The sequence below is a fragment of the Anoxybacillus sp. TBDG-1 genome, from assembly GCF_054815885.1.
In genome coordinates this window covers 16,162-31,222 of sequence record NZ_JBTZSY010000019.1, presented here as the reverse complement: position 1 = coordinate 31,222, position 15,061 = coordinate 16,162, and the positions used below count along the sequence as shown (strand labels likewise).

17 protein-coding genes are annotated in these 15,061 nt (G+C 40.5%); 16 read left to right on the top strand and 1 reads right to left on the bottom strand.

The features are described from left to right. Positions 1 to 10: 10 nt before the first annotated feature. From mnmG to ACYQY7_RS07525, 6 genes are all read left to right on the top strand, one after another. A complete protein-coding gene (gene mnmG, locus ACYQY7_RS07550; RefSeq protein WP_461201460.1) occupies positions 11 to 1,900 on the top strand; it encodes a tRNA uridine-5-carboxymethylaminomethyl(34) synthesis enzyme MnmG in 1,890 nt (629 codons plus the stop codon). Positions 1,901 to 1,913: 13 nt separating this feature from the next. Further along, positions 1,914 to 2,627, top strand: a complete 714-nt coding sequence (gene rsmG, locus ACYQY7_RS07545) for a 16S rRNA (guanine(527)-N(7))-methyltransferase RsmG (protein ID WP_461201459.1) — start codon at positions 1,914 to 1,916, stop codon at positions 2,625 to 2,627. A gap of 35 nt (positions 2,628 to 2,662) precedes the next feature. After that, the gene (gene noc, locus ACYQY7_RS07540) at positions 2,663 to 3,514 is read left to right on the top strand and encodes a nucleoid occlusion protein (protein ID WP_461201458.1); all 852 of its coding nucleotides are present in this window, start codon (positions 2,663 to 2,665) and stop codon (positions 3,512 to 3,514) included. A 102-nt stretch (positions 3,515 to 3,616) separates the two neighbouring features. Then, entirely contained in the window at positions 3,617 to 4,378 is a 762-nt protein-coding gene (locus tag ACYQY7_RS07535) for a ParA family protein (RefSeq protein WP_055440870.1), read from the top strand. Continuing rightward, positions 4,371 to 5,234, top strand: a complete 864-nt coding sequence (locus ACYQY7_RS07530; RefSeq protein ID WP_461201457.1) for a ParB/RepB/Spo0J family partition protein — start codon at positions 4,371 to 4,373, stop codon at positions 5,232 to 5,234. Before ACYQY7_RS07535 ends, ACYQY7_RS07530 begins: the two co-directional genes overlap by 8 nt. A gap of 17 nt (positions 5,235 to 5,251) precedes the next feature. After that, positions 5,252 to 5,959, top strand: coding sequence for a DUF554 domain-containing protein (locus ACYQY7_RS07525; protein ID WP_461201456.1), 708 nt, complete (start codon positions 5,252 to 5,254; stop codon positions 5,957 to 5,959). Here ACYQY7_RS07525 and yyaC read toward each other — a convergent pair. Next, positions 5,948 to 6,538 carry a spore protease YyaC gene (gene yyaC, locus ACYQY7_RS07520; protein WP_461201455.1) on the bottom strand — a complete coding sequence of 197 codons (591 nt, stop codon included), beginning with the start codon at positions 6,536 to 6,538 and terminating at the stop codon, positions 5,948 to 5,950. The two genes, ACYQY7_RS07525 and yyaC, sit on opposite strands and share 12 nt — an antisense overlap. Positions 6,539 to 6,719: 181 nt before the next feature. On the opposite strand from yyaC, the gene ACYQY7_RS07515 reads away from it, so the two are divergent. The 10 genes from ACYQY7_RS07515 (at position 6,720) to dnaB (ending at position 14,986) form a co-directional block, all read left to right on the top strand. Beyond that, the gene (locus ACYQY7_RS07515; RefSeq protein ID WP_461201454.1) at positions 6,720 to 7,595 is read left to right on the top strand and encodes a mechanosensitive ion channel family protein; all 876 of its coding nucleotides are present in this window, start codon (positions 6,720 to 6,722) and stop codon (positions 7,593 to 7,595) included. 41 nt (positions 7,596 to 7,636) lie between these two features. After that, complete coding sequence (locus ACYQY7_RS07510; RefSeq protein ID WP_461201470.1) at positions 7,637 to 7,813, top strand: DUF951 domain-containing protein; 177 nt, start codon at positions 7,637 to 7,639, stop codon at positions 7,811 to 7,813. Positions 7,814 to 7,833: 20 nt separating this feature from the next. Then, the gene (ychF, locus tag ACYQY7_RS07505; protein WP_461201453.1) at positions 7,834 to 8,934 is read left to right on the top strand and encodes a redox-regulated ATPase YchF; all 1,101 of its coding nucleotides are present in this window, start codon (positions 7,834 to 7,836) and stop codon (positions 8,932 to 8,934) included. Between the two features lie 104 nt (positions 8,935 to 9,038). Further along, complete coding sequence (rpsF, locus tag ACYQY7_RS07500; RefSeq protein WP_009361077.1) at positions 9,039 to 9,326, top strand: 30S ribosomal protein S6; 288 nt, start codon at positions 9,039 to 9,041, stop codon at positions 9,324 to 9,326. A 26-nt stretch (positions 9,327 to 9,352) separates the two neighbouring features. Further along, positions 9,353 to 9,844 (top strand): single-stranded DNA-binding protein, encoded by a 492-nt coding sequence (gene ssb, locus ACYQY7_RS07495; protein WP_429632735.1) that lies wholly within the window; start codon positions 9,353 to 9,355, stop codon positions 9,842 to 9,844. A gap of 32 nt (positions 9,845 to 9,876) precedes the next feature. After that, on the top strand, positions 9,877 to 10,113 hold the full coding sequence (gene rpsR, locus ACYQY7_RS07490) for a 30S ribosomal protein S18 (protein ID WP_003397568.1): 237 nt from the start codon (positions 9,877 to 9,879) through the stop codon (positions 10,111 to 10,113). A 61-nt stretch (positions 10,114 to 10,174) separates the two neighbouring features. Continuing rightward, positions 10,175 to 11,104, top strand: coding sequence for a YybS family protein (locus ACYQY7_RS07485; RefSeq protein WP_461201452.1), 930 nt, complete (start codon positions 10,175 to 10,177; stop codon positions 11,102 to 11,104). 21 nt (positions 11,105 to 11,125) lie between these two features. Continuing rightward, a complete protein-coding gene (locus ACYQY7_RS07480) occupies positions 11,126 to 13,099 on the top strand; it encodes a DHH family phosphoesterase (RefSeq protein ID WP_461201451.1) in 1,974 nt (657 codons plus the stop codon). Next, positions 13,096 to 13,545 (top strand): 50S ribosomal protein L9, encoded by a 450-nt coding sequence (gene rplI, locus ACYQY7_RS07475; RefSeq protein WP_055440862.1) that lies wholly within the window; start codon positions 13,096 to 13,098, stop codon positions 13,543 to 13,545. Before ACYQY7_RS07480 ends, rplI begins: the two co-directional genes overlap by 4 nt. A gap of 76 nt (positions 13,546 to 13,621) precedes the next feature. Beyond that, positions 13,622 to 14,986: a replicative DNA helicase gene (gene dnaB, locus ACYQY7_RS07470; protein ID WP_461201450.1), complete on the top strand. Its 1,365-nt coding sequence runs from the start codon at positions 13,622 to 13,624 to the stop codon at positions 14,984 to 14,986. Positions 14,987 to 15,061: the final 75 nt, after the last annotated feature.

Below are 15,061 nucleotides of genomic sequence, written 5' to 3'. Positions count from 1 at the left end.
GAGGGTATTTATGCATTACGAGGCAGGATCTTATGATGTCATCGTCGTGGGCGCCGGTCATGCGGGATGTGAAGCAGCGCTTGCTGCTGCGCGCATGGGGGCAAGTACGCTAGTGATTACACTCAATCTCGATATGGTTGCTTTTATGCCATGTAATCCATCTATCGGCGGACCTGCAAAAGGCATTGTCGTTCGGGAAATTGACGCGTTAGGCGGAGAAATGGGGAAAAACATCGACAAAACGCATATTCAAATGCGTATGTTGAATACAGGAAAAGGACCTGCGGTGCGAGCGTTGCGTGCACAAGCAGATAAATTTTTATATCAGCAAGAAATGAAAAAAACGTTAGAAAACCAAGAGAATTTAACATTATTGCAAGGAAAAGTAGAAAAGTTGATCGTAGAAGATGGTGTATGTAAAGGGGTTGTTACGCATACGGGTGCTCACTATTATGCGAAGGCTGTCGTTATTACGACGGGAACATTTTTACGCGGTGAAATCATTATCGGGGACATCAAGTATTCGAGTGGTCCAAACAATCAGCAACCATCAATTAAGCTTTCAGAACATTTAGAGGAACTCGGTTTTGAATTGGTTCGTTTTAAAACGGGGACGCCACCGCGTGTCAATAGCCATACGATCGACTACAGCAAAACAGAAATTCAGCCAGGCGATGAAGTGCCGCGCGCATTTTCATATGAGACGACACAATATATTACCGACCAACTTCCTTGTTGGCTTACTTATACGACAGAGGAAACACACCGAATGATCGATGAAAATTTACATTTGTCACCGATGTATTCAGGGATGATTAAAGGGACAGGTCCGCGTTACTGCCCATCGATTGAAGATAAAATTGTTCGTTTCCATGACAAACCACGTCACCAAATTTTCCTTGAACCAGAAGGAAGACATACGCAAGAAGTGTATGTACAAGGTTTATCGACAAGCTTGCCGGAGCATATTCAACGTAAAATGTTAGCCACAATACCTGGACTAGAAAGAGCACAGCTCATGCGTGCTGGTTATGCGATTGAATATGATGCGATCGTTCCAACACAACTATGGCCAACGTTAGAAACAAAAGTCGTTCAACGATTATACACAGCAGGACAAATTAACGGAACATCTGGATATGAAGAGGCAGCTGGCCAAGGACTCATTGCTGGCATTAATGCGGCATGTAAAGCGCTCGGAAAAGAGGAGTTAATTTTAAGTCGTTCCGAAGCATATATTGGCGTTTTAATTGACGACCTTGTGACAAAAGGGACGAATGAGCCATACCGCTTGTTAACATCGCGTGCAGAATATCGCCTTTTATTACGTCATGACAATGCCGATCTAAGATTAACAGAAATTGGATATAACATCGGTTTAATTTCACAAGAGCGATATGAGAAGTTTGTAGCCAAAAAGGAAGCGATCGAAGCGGAAAAGAAACGCCTCAAGTCTTACATCATTAAGCCGACACCGCAAGTACAACAACTGATTCGAAATGTTGGAGGAAGTGAATTAAAAGATGGCATTCGAGCAGCTGACTTGTTAAAGCGTCCGGAAATGACATATGAACATATTCAAATGATTGCACCGGCGGAACAACCGGTTGACTCTGAAGTAGCAGAACAAGTAGAAATTCAAATTAAATACGAAGGATATATTGAAAAATCGCTACAACAAGTTGAAAAATTAAAGAAAATGGAGAATAAAAAAATTCCAGAGGACATTGATTACGATGCGATTACAGGATTGGCGACAGAGGCGCGACAAAAACTAAAACAAGTTCGTCCGCTTTCCATTGCACAAGCGTCACGCATTTCGGGGGTCAATCCGGCGGATATTTCGATTTTATTAGTTTATTTAGAGCAGGGAAAAATCGCACGTGTGTCAAATGAATAAAGAGGGATGAACGATGGATGTAAACGTATTTCAACAAATGTTAGAGGAGAAAGGAATTTCACTTTCTCCTCAACAACTCACTCAATTTGAAACATATTATCAATTGCTTGTTGAATGGAACGAGAAAATGAATCTAACGGCGATTACAGACAAAGAAGGCGTATACTTGAAGCATTTTTTTGATTCCATTACACCTGCTTTTTATTACGATTTCTCGCAGCCATTATCTATTTGCGATGTTGGGGCAGGAGCTGGATTTCCGAGCATACCGTTAAAAATTTGCTTTCCTCACCTACATGTATCAATTGTTGATTCATTACAAAAACGAATTACGTTTCTAAATTATTTAGCGGCACAACTCGGGCTTGAAGGAGTAGCCTTTTATCATGATCGAGCTGAGACGTTTGGGCAAAAAAGCGTCCGTGAGACGTTTGATGTCGTGATGGCTCGTGCGGTTGCTCGTTTGTCTGTGCTAAGTGAGCTTTGTTTACCGCTTGTAAAAATAGGTGGGACGTTTATCGCGATGAAAGGAGCATCAGCACACGAAGAGCTTGAGCAAGGGAGCACAGCGATCCGCGTGCTAGGCGGCGAAGTGACAAAAGTAGAAAAATTTTTATTGCCGATTGAGGAAAGTGAACGAGCAATCGTTTTTGTTGAAAAGAGACGAAAAACACCGAAGAAATATCCACGCAAACCAGGGGTACCAAGCAAACTTCCAATTGAATGAATGTTTTGAGTTCTCAAAGGTGGTGTCAGGGGGAAATGAAGCATCCTTTTTCGCGCTTTTTTAGCTTTGGTGAGAAAGAGCAAGAAGAAATCGTTGTACCAAATGAAGAAATAAAGCGAATCGCTATCTCACAAATTATCCCAAACCGTTTTCAGCCGCGGACCATTTTTGTTGAAGATAAAATCGACGAACTAGCACAAACAATTCGAACACATGGAATGATTCAACCGATTGTCGTTCGAGAATGTGAAGGTGGGAAGTTCGAAATTATTGCCGGGGAACGAAGATGGCGAGCAGCACAAAAACTCGGCTGGACGGATATACCTGCTATCATTAAAAATTTGAATGATACGGAAACAGCTTCTGTTGCTTTAATTGAAAACTTACAGCGGGAAGAGCTAACTCCGATTGAAGAAGCAATCGCTTATGCTCGTTTGCTAGAATTGCATCATTTAACGCAAGAGGCGTTAGCGCAACGGCTTGGAAAAGGACAATCAACGATTGCCAACAAACTTCGCTTATTAAAACTGCCCCAAGAAGTGCAAGACGCATTGTTACAACGTCAAATTACAGAACGTCATGCACGCGCTTTAATTGTGCTGAAAGATTACGATAAACAGTTGAAATTGCTTGAAGAAATTATCCAAAAGCAACTAAACGTGAAACAGACAGAAGATCGGGTCGCAAAAATGCTAGAAGAAAACGACGGAGGAAAGCGCCCGAAGCCGAAACGAAAATCGTTAAGTAAAGACATGCGCATCGCTGTCAATACGATTCGTCAGTCGTTAACGATGGTCGCTGATAGTGGTGTCGCGATTGATTCAGAAGAAGAAGAATTTGAAGACTATTACCAAATTACAATCCGCATCCCGAAGAAACAAAAATAAACCTCATCAAGAAAACGACGATGAGGTTTTCTTTTTGTATATGAAAATATTGAAAAATTCGTGATACAATAAAAGTATTATAGGTAAAGGATGGGGAGCATTGTGGGGAAAATTATTGCGATTGCCAACCAAAAAGGCGGTGTTGGCAAAACGACAACAGCCGTAAACTTATCGGCATGTTTAGCCCATATGGGAAAGAAAACGTTACTGGTCGATATCGACCCGCAAGGAAATGCGACAAGTGGCATTGGTGTAGAAAAACATGAAATTGAACAATGCGCATATGACTTATTAGTTGAGGAAGTAGACGTACGTCAAGTGATTCGCCCGACAAATATTGAGCGATTGCATATTATTCCTGCTACTATTCAGTTAGCGGGTGCCGAAATTGAACTTGTTCCGATCGTTTCAAGGGAAGTGCGCTTACAAAAAGCGTTAAGCCCGATCAAAGATGTGTATGATTTTATTATTATCGACTGTCCACCTTCCCTCGGATTGTTAACGATTAATGCTTTAACTTCAGCAGATACAGTATTAATTCCTGTGCAATGTGAATATTACGCATTGGAAGGATTGAGTCAACTATTAAATACAATTCGTCTCGTGCAAAAACATTTAAATTCGAATTTACGCATCGAGGGTGTATTGCTCACGATGTTTGATGCGCGTACAAATCTGGGAATTCAAGTTATTCAAGAAGTGAAAAAGTATTTTCGTGAAAAAGTATATGAAACGATTATACCACGCAACGTTCGATTAAGTGAGGCACCAAGTCACGGAAAGCCGATTATTTTGTACGATGCGAAATCGCGGGGAGCGGAAGTATACGCAGACTTTGCGAAAGAGGTGATCGCGAATGGCTAAAGGGCTCGGGAAAGGCATTCACGCCCTTTTTACGAATTTGGAAGCAGAAAAAGGGGAAACGGTTCAAGAAATCGATATTCAACAACTTCGTCCTAATCCATATCAACCTCGCAAAACGTTTCATGAACAAGCGTTAGAAGAATTAAAGCAATCCATTATAGAACACGGAATCGTTCAACCGCTCATTGTTCGTCAGACGATCAAAGGTTATGAAATTGTCGTAGGTGAACGTCGCTTTCGAGCAGCACAATTAGCGGGATTGAAAACTGTCCCAGCCGTTGTGCGTGAACTTTCGGATGAAAAAATGATGGAGATTGCATTGCTTGAAAATTTACAGCGTGAAGATTTAAATCCCATTGAGGAAGCGACAGCATATCAATTATTGCTTACACGATGCAAATTAACACAAGAAGAACTAGCGAAAAGATTAGGAAAGAGTCGTCCCCATATTGCTAACCATCTTCGCCTTCTTTCACTTCCAAGTGATGTGCAACAAATGATTGAAGAAGGTATGTTATCAATGGGGCATGGTCGGGCGTTATTAGCATTAAAAAACAAACAAAAGCTTTCAGTTGTCATTCAACGCGTGATTCGTGAATCGCTTAATGTTCGCCAACTTGAGGCGCTTATTCAACAACTGAACGAACATGTTCCACGTGAAACATCGAAAAAGAAAGAAGAGAAAAATATATTTTTAACGCAAAGTGAGGCGTTATTACGTGAACGGTTAGGAACGTCCGTCTCCATAAAAAAACATCGAAAAAAAGGAAAAATTGAAATTGAATTTTTCTCAGAAGAAGATTTGACACGTATTTTGCAATTGCTAAATGCATACGATGAATCTATTGAAGGATGAATAGGATGTGACACACGTTGGCTTTACTCGGTACGATTGTTAACGGAATATGTATTATTGTTGGCGCTTTGTTAGGTGCCGTATTTCGACATATTCCGGAGCGCATAAAATCGACGGTGATGAACGGGATTGGGCTTTCCGTTGTCGTTCTCGGTGTAAAGATGGGGTTAGAAAGCGATCAGTTTCTAGTTGTTATCATTAGTTTAGTTGTTGGTGGAGCATTAGGGGAAATATGGGGTATTGAAGAAAAGCTTGAAAGGCTAGGAAAATGGGTAGAAAGAAGAGTAGGATATGGCGCAGAAGGGGCGATTTCTAAAGGATTTGTGAGTGCCACGCTTCTGTTTGTCGTCGGTTCAATGGCCATTGTCGGTGCGCTACATAGCGGGTTAAGAGGCGATCATCTCGTACTATATACAAAATCGATTTTAGACGGTTTTGCGAGCATCATCTTAACCGCTACGTTTGGCATCGGCGTTATTTTTTCGGCTATTCCTGTTGTTGTTTATCAAGGATCCATCGCCTTAATGGCTACGCAAATCGATCGGTTCATTCCACCAAGCGCCCTTGAGGCATTTATTGCTGAATCGACCGCGACAGGCGGAATTTTAATTGTTGCGATTGGATTGAACATGTTAAGTCTTACATCTGTTCGTGTAGCGAACTTATTACCAAGCATTTTAGTAAATGCGTTGATCGTTGCTTTTATGCATACGTTATTCGGATAGTTTATACTTCAGTTCATTTACTTTCAACGATGCAAACCGTTGTTGTTTTTTCAACTGCATTCCGGCTTCATAAATGCCTGTTGCAATCGTTTCAGCCATATTCATTACTAAATGAAGCCGAGTGTTTTGTAGCACGAAAAATTCCATAAATCCGCTCACATTGACAATGCCAGTAATGTGGGCATTACCAACAGAAGGGAGATTTTTATTGACAGCGGCTCCCGGTTTTAATGGACCTTTTTCAACTGTAACCATCCCGATGTTTTTCGCGCGACCAAGACAAGCATCGACAGCAATGATAAATGCATGTTTATGTTGTTGGTGAATGTCTTGGAGTTTATCTTCTAAATTAACAGCATGAATCGGGTCTTTTAACGTTCCATATACATAAAACGGCAATAATCCTCTTTGTTCAAGTATTGTACCGACAAGTGGACCGAGCGAATCACCAGTTGAACGATCCGTGCCGATACAAACGATGACGATTGGGATATGGTTGGAAGTTGGAAGTAAATATAAAAGTGATGATGCAAGTTGGGATGTTGCATTTGGTTCGTCGTAAAAAAATTTGTTTTGCATATATCCGTTCCCTCCTCCGATTATATAGCGTGGTAACAGTATACGGAAAAATGTGAATATATATACATTTATCTATACAGAAAGTTCGCGTGCTACAAATGTAAACAAAATACTGTTACAATAACTTATGCGTAAAAGGAGAGGCTTGTATAGGTAATTTGCTATGATAGAGGTGGCTTGAATGGAGAAAATAAAAAAAATATATAACCGCATGGTTGAACAAATGGTAGAAGGTGACTGGCTCGTTACAATAGGTGCTAGTTTGTTTAAAATCGTAACGATTATTTTATTGGCATCGATTTTATTAAAAGTTGTCAAGTTGGCGATTACGAAGTTTTTTGCTGTTCGACAAAAAGCGCCGATTCGGTTATCAGAACGAAGAGAAGCAACGTTAATGCGATTGCTGAACAATATGGCGACGTATACCATTTACTTTATTACGTTTATGATGATTTTAGACGCTGTAGGCGTCGATATTCGCGCCATTTTGGCAGGAGCTGGGATCGTCGGATTAGCAGTTGGATTTGGGGCGCAAAATCTTGTTCGCGATATTATTACAGGATTTTTTATTATCCTCGAAGATCAGTTTGCGGTTGGGGATTATGTACGTATCGGGACATTCGAAGGACATGTAGAAGAAATCGGTTTGCGTACAACGAAACTGAAAAGCTTTACGGGTGAAGTGCACATTTTACCGAATGGAACGATTACACAAGTGACGAACTTTTCTTTGAATAATAGTGTAGCGGTCGTTGATGTAAGTATTGCCTATGAAGGCGATTTAGAGAAGGCGGAAGCTGCCATTCGTGAAGTTTTAGAAGAAATGCCAAGTAAATATGAAGACATTGTCAGTCCGCCGGAATTGTTAGGGGTACAAAATTTAGGGCCGTCTGAAGTCGTCATGCGTATTACGTGTGAGACGAAGCCGATGCGCCATTGGCATATTGCTCGCGCCTTGCGAAAAGAAATTAAGCTTCGTTTGGACGAGCGTGGAATTGAAATTCCATTCCCTCGTTTAGTTCTTTATAATCGTGAACAACAAGCAGAACGTGCTTAAACAAAGAAAGGGAGTGTGCTATATTGAATAAAGAGTATGGCATGTATGATATCGTTGAAATGAAGAAAGAACATCCTTGTGGTACAAATCGTTGGAAAATCATCCGAATGGGTATGGATATTCGGATCAAATGTGAAGGATGTGGTCATAGCGTTTTGTTGCCACGAAAAGAATTTGAGAAAAAAATGAAAAAAGTGCTCGTAAAGCACGAGGAATAGACGAAGAGAGGAGTTTCATTATGGGTTTAACAGCAGGAATTGTTGGTCTTCCAAACGTCGGAAAATCAACGTTGTTTAATGCGATTACAAAAGCGGGCGCTGAGTCTGCAAACTATCCGTTTTGTACAATTGAACCAAACGTTGGGATTGTGGAAGTGCCGGATGATCGACTAAAAACGTTGACAAAATTATTTAATCCGAAACGTACGGTTCCTACAGTATTTGAGTTTACAGATATCGCAGGGATTGTGAAAGGTGCAAGTAAAGGTGAAGGGTTAGGAAATAAGTTTTTATCTCACATCCGCCAGGTTGATGCCATTTGTCAAGTTGTGCGTTGTTTTGCTGACGAAAATATTACGCATGTGGCGGGGAAAGTAGATCCGATTGCAGACATTGAAACAATAAACTTAGAGCTTATTTTTGCTGATTTAGAAACGGTAGATAAGCGGATAGATCGCGTTGGAAAAATGGCTAAACAAAAAGATAAAGAAGCGGTATTCGAATACGACATTTTAAGTCGCTTAAAAGAAACATTCGAAGCAGGAAAACCGGCTAGAACGCTTTTATTTACGGAAGAGGAAATGAAAGTAGTAAAGCAATTACATTTATTAACGATCAAGCCGATGCTATATGTTGCTAACGTTGGCGAAGAAGATTTAGCTGATCCAAACAACAACGAGTACGTCCAAAAAGTAAAAGCATTTGCCAAAGAAGATAATGCAGAAGTCATCGTCGTTTGTGCCAAAGTGGAGGCGGAGATGGCAGAGTTAGACGATGAAGAAAAAGAAATGTTTTTACAAGAGCTTGGCATCGAACAATCGGGTTTAGACCAACTTATTCGTGCATCATATAGCTTGCTTGGACTAGCAACATATTTTACAGCGGGTGAGCAAGAAGTGCGGGCATGGACGTTCCGTAAAGGAATGAAGGCACCGCAATGCGCAGGCATTATTCACTCTGATTTTGAACGAGGATTTATTCGTGCAGAAACCGTATCATATGACGATTTAGTTGGGGCAGGATCGATGGCAGCTGCCCGTGAAGCAGGAAAAGTGCGATTAGAAGGAAAAGATTATGAAGTGCAAGATGGCGATATTATTCATTTCCGTTTTAACGTCTAATATTGCATATGAACGATGTTCGTGATATAATCATCAAATGTGAGTAATGATATATTGCTCCTTGCTCTGTAAAGAGCCGTGTAGACCAAAAGGAGGTGACTGTGATGAGAAAGTACGAAATTATGTACATTATCCGTCCAAACATGGAAGAAGAAGCGAGAAAAGCAGTTGTTGAGCGTTTTAACAACGTGTTAACTGAAAATGGCGCGGAAATTACGAACGTGAAGGAATGGGGTAAGCGTCGTCTCGCTTATGAAATTGAAAAATTCCGTGACGGTTACTACATGATTTTAAACGTTGTTGCGAAGCCAGCGGCAGTGCAAGAATTTGACCGTTTAGCACGCATCAGCGAAGACATTATTCGTCATATCGTCGTGAAGGAAGAAGAATAATTTCCTCATGAATAGGAGTGGTTCTGATGATTAATCGCGTAATTCTCGTCGGAAGACTGACGAAAGATCCGGAATTACGCTATACTCCAAATGGAGTTGCTGTTGCCACGTTTACGTTAGCGGTGAATCGAACGTATACGAATCAACAAGGTGAACGTGAAGCAGATTTTATTAACTGTATCGTTTGGCGCCGACAAGCTGAAAATGTGGCAAACTACTTAAAAAAGGGTAGTTTAGCTGGAGTAGAAGGTCGAATTCAAACGAGATCATACGAAAACCAAGAAGGAAAACGAGTGTACGTAACAGAGGTTGTCGCCGATAGTGTGCAGTTTTTAGAGCCGCGAGGTGGCGGTGAGCAACGTGGCATGGCATCAGGCAGCTATGGCGAGCCGTTTCCATTTGGATCAAATCAGAACCCGAACCAAGGACGTAGTAGTGGATTTAGTCGAATTGATGATGATCCATTTGCGAACGATGGACAACCAATCGACATATCGGACGATGATTTGCCGTTTTAATATATATTCATTTGGAGAAAGGAGGATATACAATGGCAGGGCGCAAAGGTGGACGTACAAAACGTCGTAAAGTTTGCTACTTTACAGCAAACGGAATTACACATATTGACTACAAAGATGTGGACACATTAAAGAAATTTATTTCTGAGCGTGGTAAAATTTTACCTCGTCGCGTAACAGGTACGAGTGCAAAATATCAACGCAAATTAACAATTGCGATTAAACGTGCTCGTCAAATGGCTTTATTACCATACGTTGCGGGCGAATAAAAAGAAAAAGCAGTAAGGGGGACGAAGCCTTACTGCTTTTTGTTTTCAAGGAGGGAAAAAAGTGAGAAACGCGCGTGTATTAACGGAAGGAGCGGTACAACTCGCTATTTTTACTGTGCTTCTGTTATTGAGTTTATATATGCCAGTGTTTGGAATGGTTACAACATTTTTTTTAGCAATTCCGTTTCTTTTATTTACGATGCGCCATACGTATAAAAGCGGCTTATTTTTGCTTGCTACATCATTTATTCCATCCATTTGGTTCGGCTCACTTTTCTCTGTTCCGATGACATTTATGTTTGCAAGTAGCGGAGTTGTGATGGGACATGTGTGGCGAAAGCAAGGTGGAAAATATACTGTTTTGCTTGTTGGTACTCTTTCTTTTTTAGTGAGCATGATCATCATTTATGCGAGTTCTGTCTTATTTTTCGACATTCATATTGGCAAACAAATTGAAGAAATGATGCAACAATCGTTTCAAGCTGCACAAAACATATTAGAGAAACTCGGGCAAACAAATGAACAATTTGAACAAGCGATGAAACAAACGATGGATATTGTCATCGATTTATTACCGACTGCATTCGTCTTCGCGGCCGCATGTTTTGCTTGGATTACCCAACAGGCTGCCTTGCCTATTTTAAAACGATTAAATATGCCGATTGGGGACTGGCAACCATTTCGTGAACTTGTTTTACCGAAAAGTTTGTTATGGTACTATTTAGCGGTTATGATTTTGTTATTTTTCCCAATCGAGCACGGTTCATTTTTTTACATTGCGTTGATCAATGTATTTCAAATTTTACAGCTACTTATGACCATTCAAGGATTTTCGTTCATTTTTTATTGGATGCACCATAAAAAAATGGGGCGTAAAGGCGCTATTGCCATTGTCGTTCTATCGCTATTTTTCCCTTTTTTACTTCACCTCGTGCGAATATTAGGTATAATTGATTTAGGATTTGATTTGCGAAAGAGGTTAAAAGATTAATGACACAAGGAGCTGACGTTCATGTCCAGTTTGTATGAAAAGCAGAGGCATCGCTATCCCTTGTACGTTTTGATCGGTATTACATTTGCATTGCTTGTCATCGTTACGTACTTTCAATGGATGATTGGGGTAGTTGCTGCTGTGCTCCTTGGCCCTACGTTGTTTCACGTCTTTCGATCGTATAAAGTTGCAAAAGAAGAAATTGAAGACTATATTTCCACTCTCTCTTACCGAATTAAAAAAGTTGGAGAAGAAGCGTTAATGGGGATGCCAATTGGTATTATGCTCATTAATGAGGAGTTAGAAATTGAGTGGACAAACTCTTTTTTATCTTCTTGTTTTGGGGTGGATACGTTAGTTGGGCAATCGTTATATGATGTTGCTGAACAACTCGTTCCGTTAATGAAAACAGAAGCGCCAGAAGAAGTCATGACATTACATGATCGAACGTTTAAAGTAATCATTCGCCGAGAAGAGCGGTTGCTTTACTTTTTTGATATTACCGAACAAGCAGAGCTAAAGAAAAAATACGAGCAAGAAAAAATTGTATTAGGTGTTATTTTTCTCGACAACTACGACGATGTGACGCAAGGAATGGATGACCAAACGAAAAGCCAACTCAACAGTCAAGTGACATCGATTTTAAATCGATGGGCGAGTGAATACGGTTTATTTTTAAAGCGTACGTCGTCAGATCGTTTTATCGCTGTGTTAAACGAATATATTTTACAGCAACTAGAAAAAAATAAATTTTCTATACTAGATGAAGTACGTGAACAGACGGCGAAAAATCACGTGCCACTAACGTTAAGTATCGGAATAGGAACAAACTCTCCATCTTTACCAGAACTTGGGGTATTAGCGCAGTCTAGTCTAGATTTAGCACTTGGACGCGGTGGTGACCAAGTAGCGATTAAACAACCGAACGGGAAAGTAAAATTTTATGGCGGAAAAACAAATCCGATGGAAAAGCGGACAAGGGTTCGTGCTCGCGTCATCTCGCATGCGTTAAAAGAGCTCATTTTAGAAAGTGAGCAAGTGTTTATTATGGGTCATAAATATCCAGATATGGATGCTATTGGTTCTGCTATCGGTATTTTAAAAGTGGCTCAAATAAATCAAAAAGAAGCGTTTATTGTAATTGATACAAATCGTATTGACTCTGGTGTACAGCGATTGATTGAGGAAGTGAAAAAACAGACGGAATTGTGGTCACGATTTATTTCCCCTGAGCAAGCATTAGAGTTGGCGACAGAAGATACGTTACTTGTTATCGTAGATACGCATAAACCTTCGCTCGTTATTGAAGAACGGTTATTGTTGCGATTAGATCGGGTGGTAGTGATCGATCATCATCGTCGCGGAGAAGAGTTTATTCAAGACCCGATTCTCGTTTATATGGAGCCATATGCATCATCTACGTCAGAGTTAGTGACGGAATTGTTAGAATATCAACCAAAGCGTTTGAAATTGTCTATGCTCGAGGCAACAGCTTTATTAGCTGGTATTGTTGTTGATACGAAAAGTTTCACATTACGCACAGGGTCAAGAACGTTTGATGCCGCTTCATATTTACGTGCCCAAGGAGCAGATACGACGCTTGTCCAAAAACTGTTAAAAGAAAATATTGAGCATTACGTTAAACGTGCTAAAATAATTGAGAACGCTGTCATTGATGAGCATGGTTTCGCCATTGCGAAAGGAAGTGCCAATGAAACATATGATCCTGTATTAATTGCTCAAGCAGCGGATACGCTACTATCTTTACACGGTGTTGTTGCTTCGTTTGTCATTTCAAAACGAAACGATCAAACGATTGGAATTAGCGCGCGGTCATTAGGAGATGTAAACGTGCAGTTAATTATGGAAAAGCTTGATGGTGGCGGTCATTTAACGAATGCGGCCACTCAGCTTGCTAATGTAACAATTGACCAAGCAGAGAAGCGGTTGAAAGCAGCGATTCGAGAATATGTTGAGGGAGGTACAAAAACATGAAAGTCATTTTCTTAAAAGATGTGAAAGGAAAAGGGAAAAAGGGAGAAGTGAAAAACGTTGCGGATGGTTATGCACAAAACTTTTTATTTAAACAAGGGCTTGCTATTGAAGCAACGCCAGCCAACTTAAAAGCATTAGAAGCGCAAAAAAATAAACAAAAGAAAGAAGCTGAAGAAGAATTAGCTCGTGCAAAGCAATTAAAAGAAAAAATTGATACGTTGACAGTCGAATTATTTGCAAAAGCTGGTGAAGGAGGTCGTTTATTCGGCTCGATTACAAGCAAGCAAATTGCAGAGGCGCTTCAGCAACAACATGACATTAAGATTGATAAACGTAAAATTGAACTAGATGATGCGATTCGAGCGCTTGGCTATACAAATGTACCAATTAAGCTTCATCCAGAAGTGACTGCGACATTAAAAGTACATGTACAGGAGCAAAAGTAATGAAATGTGATTTTATGCCGGATATTTTCCGTGCATATAATCACATTTTTCTTATGAGAAAGGATGGTGATCGTACATGAACGACGTATTTGCTGATCGACTCCCCCCGCAAAATATTGAAGCTGAACAAGCTGTGCTCGGAGCGATTTTATTAGAGCCATCCGCGCTTACAACTGCTTCAGAAATATTAATTCCCGAAGATTTTTACCGAGCTGCCCATCAAAAAATTTTTCGGACGATGTTGCAACTATCCGATCGTGGTGAGCCCGTTGATCTCGTGACGGTTACATCGGAATTGGCAGATGCAAACGCACTCGAAGAAATAGGAGGCGTTTCATATTTAACGGAGCTCGCAAATGCCGTTCCAACAGCGGCCAATGTGCATTATTATGCAAAAATTGTAGAAGAAAAATCCATTTTGCGCCGTTTAATTCGTACCGCTACATCTATTGCTCAAGACGGCTATACGCGTGAAGATGAAGTAGAAGATGTGTTAAATGAAGCAGAGAGGAAAATTTTAGAAGTATCTCAACGGAAAAATACGAGCGGATTTCAAAATATAAAAGATGTGCTTGTTCAAGCATATGACAACATCGAAATGCTCCATAATCGGAAAGGTGAAATTACTGGAATTCCAACAGGGTTTATTGAACTTGATCGGATGACAGCAGGATTTCAACGAAGTGATTTTATTATTGTTGCCGCTCGTCCGTCTGTTGGAAAAACGGCGTTTGCATTAAATATTGCTCAAAATGTGGCGACGCGCACGGGTGAGAACGTGGCGATTTTTAGCCTAGAAATGGGAGCGCAACAACTCGTCATGCGTATGCTTTGCGCAGAAGGAAACATTAACGCCCAAAACTTACGAACCGGTAAACTGACGCCAGAAGATTGGGGAAAGTTAACGATGGCGATGGGAAGTCTGTCAAATGCCGGTATTTTTATTGACGATACACCGAACATTCGTGTTAGTGAAATTCGTGCCAAATGTCGTCGCCTAAAACAAGAACAAGGACTTGGCATGATATTGATCGATTACTTGCAGCTCATTCAAGGAAGTGGGCGCAATCGTGAAAATCGTCAACAAGAAGTATCAGAAATTTCCCGCTCGCTAAAAGCGTTAGCTCGTGAATTAGATGTTCCGGTCATTGCTTTATCTCAGCTTTCTCGTAGTGTCGAGCAACGTCAAGATAAACGTCCGATGATGTCTGACTTACGCGAATCGGGGAGTATTGAACAAGACGCGGATATTGTTGCTTTTTTATATCGTGATGATTATTACGATAAAGAATCAGAAAACAAAAATATCATTGAAATTATTATTGCAAAACAACGGAACGGTCCTGTTGGCACAGTACAACTTGCTTTTGTAAAAGAGTATAACAAGTTTGTCAACTTAGAGCGCCGCTTCGATGATGCAAACGTTCCGTCGGGAGCGTAATTTATACGAATAAAAATGAATGATAAACACATAAACGTTCGGTTTTTTATTGATTTTTCATAGTTGATTTGGTAC

Coding starts and splice junctions, on each gene's coding strand:
- mnmG (WP_461201460.1), top strand. CDS start 11: ATGCATTACGAGGCAGGATCTTATGATGTCATCGTCGTGGGCGCCGGT.
- rsmG (WP_461201459.1), top strand. CDS start 1,914: ATGGATGTAAACGTATTTCAACAAATGTTAGAGGAGAAAGGAATTTCA.
- noc (WP_461201458.1), top strand. CDS start 2,663: ATGAAGCATCCTTTTTCGCGCTTTTTTAGCTTTGGTGAGAAAGAGCAA.
- ACYQY7_RS07530 (WP_461201457.1), top strand. CDS start 4,371: ATGGCTAAAGGGCTCGGGAAAGGCATTCACGCCCTTTTTACGAATTTG.
- yyaC (WP_461201455.1), bottom strand. CDS start 6,538: ATGCAAAACAAATTTTTTTACGACGAACCAAATGCAACATCCCAACTT.
- ACYQY7_RS07515 (WP_461201454.1), top strand. CDS start 6,720: ATGGAGAAAATAAAAAAAATATATAACCGCATGGTTGAACAAATGGTA.
- ACYQY7_RS07510 (WP_461201470.1), top strand. CDS start 7,637: ATGTATGATATCGTTGAAATGAAGAAAGAACATCCTTGTGGTACAAAT.
- ychF (WP_461201453.1), top strand. CDS start 7,834: ATGGGTTTAACAGCAGGAATTGTTGGTCTTCCAAACGTCGGAAAATCA.
- rpsF (WP_009361077.1), top strand. CDS start 9,039: ATGAGAAAGTACGAAATTATGTACATTATCCGTCCAAACATGGAAGAA.
- ssb (WP_429632735.1), top strand. CDS start 9,353: ATGATTAATCGCGTAATTCTCGTCGGAAGACTGACGAAAGATCCGGAA.
- rpsR (WP_003397568.1), top strand. CDS start 9,877: ATGGCAGGGCGCAAAGGTGGACGTACAAAACGTCGTAAAGTTTGCTAC.
- ACYQY7_RS07480 (WP_461201451.1), top strand. CDS start 11,126: ATGTCCAGTTTGTATGAAAAGCAGAGGCATCGCTATCCCTTGTACGTT.
- rplI (WP_055440862.1), top strand. CDS start 13,096: ATGAAAGTCATTTTCTTAAAAGATGTGAAAGGAAAAGGGAAAAAGGGA.
- dnaB (WP_461201450.1), top strand. CDS start 13,622: ATGAACGACGTATTTGCTGATCGACTCCCCCCGCAAAATATTGAAGCT.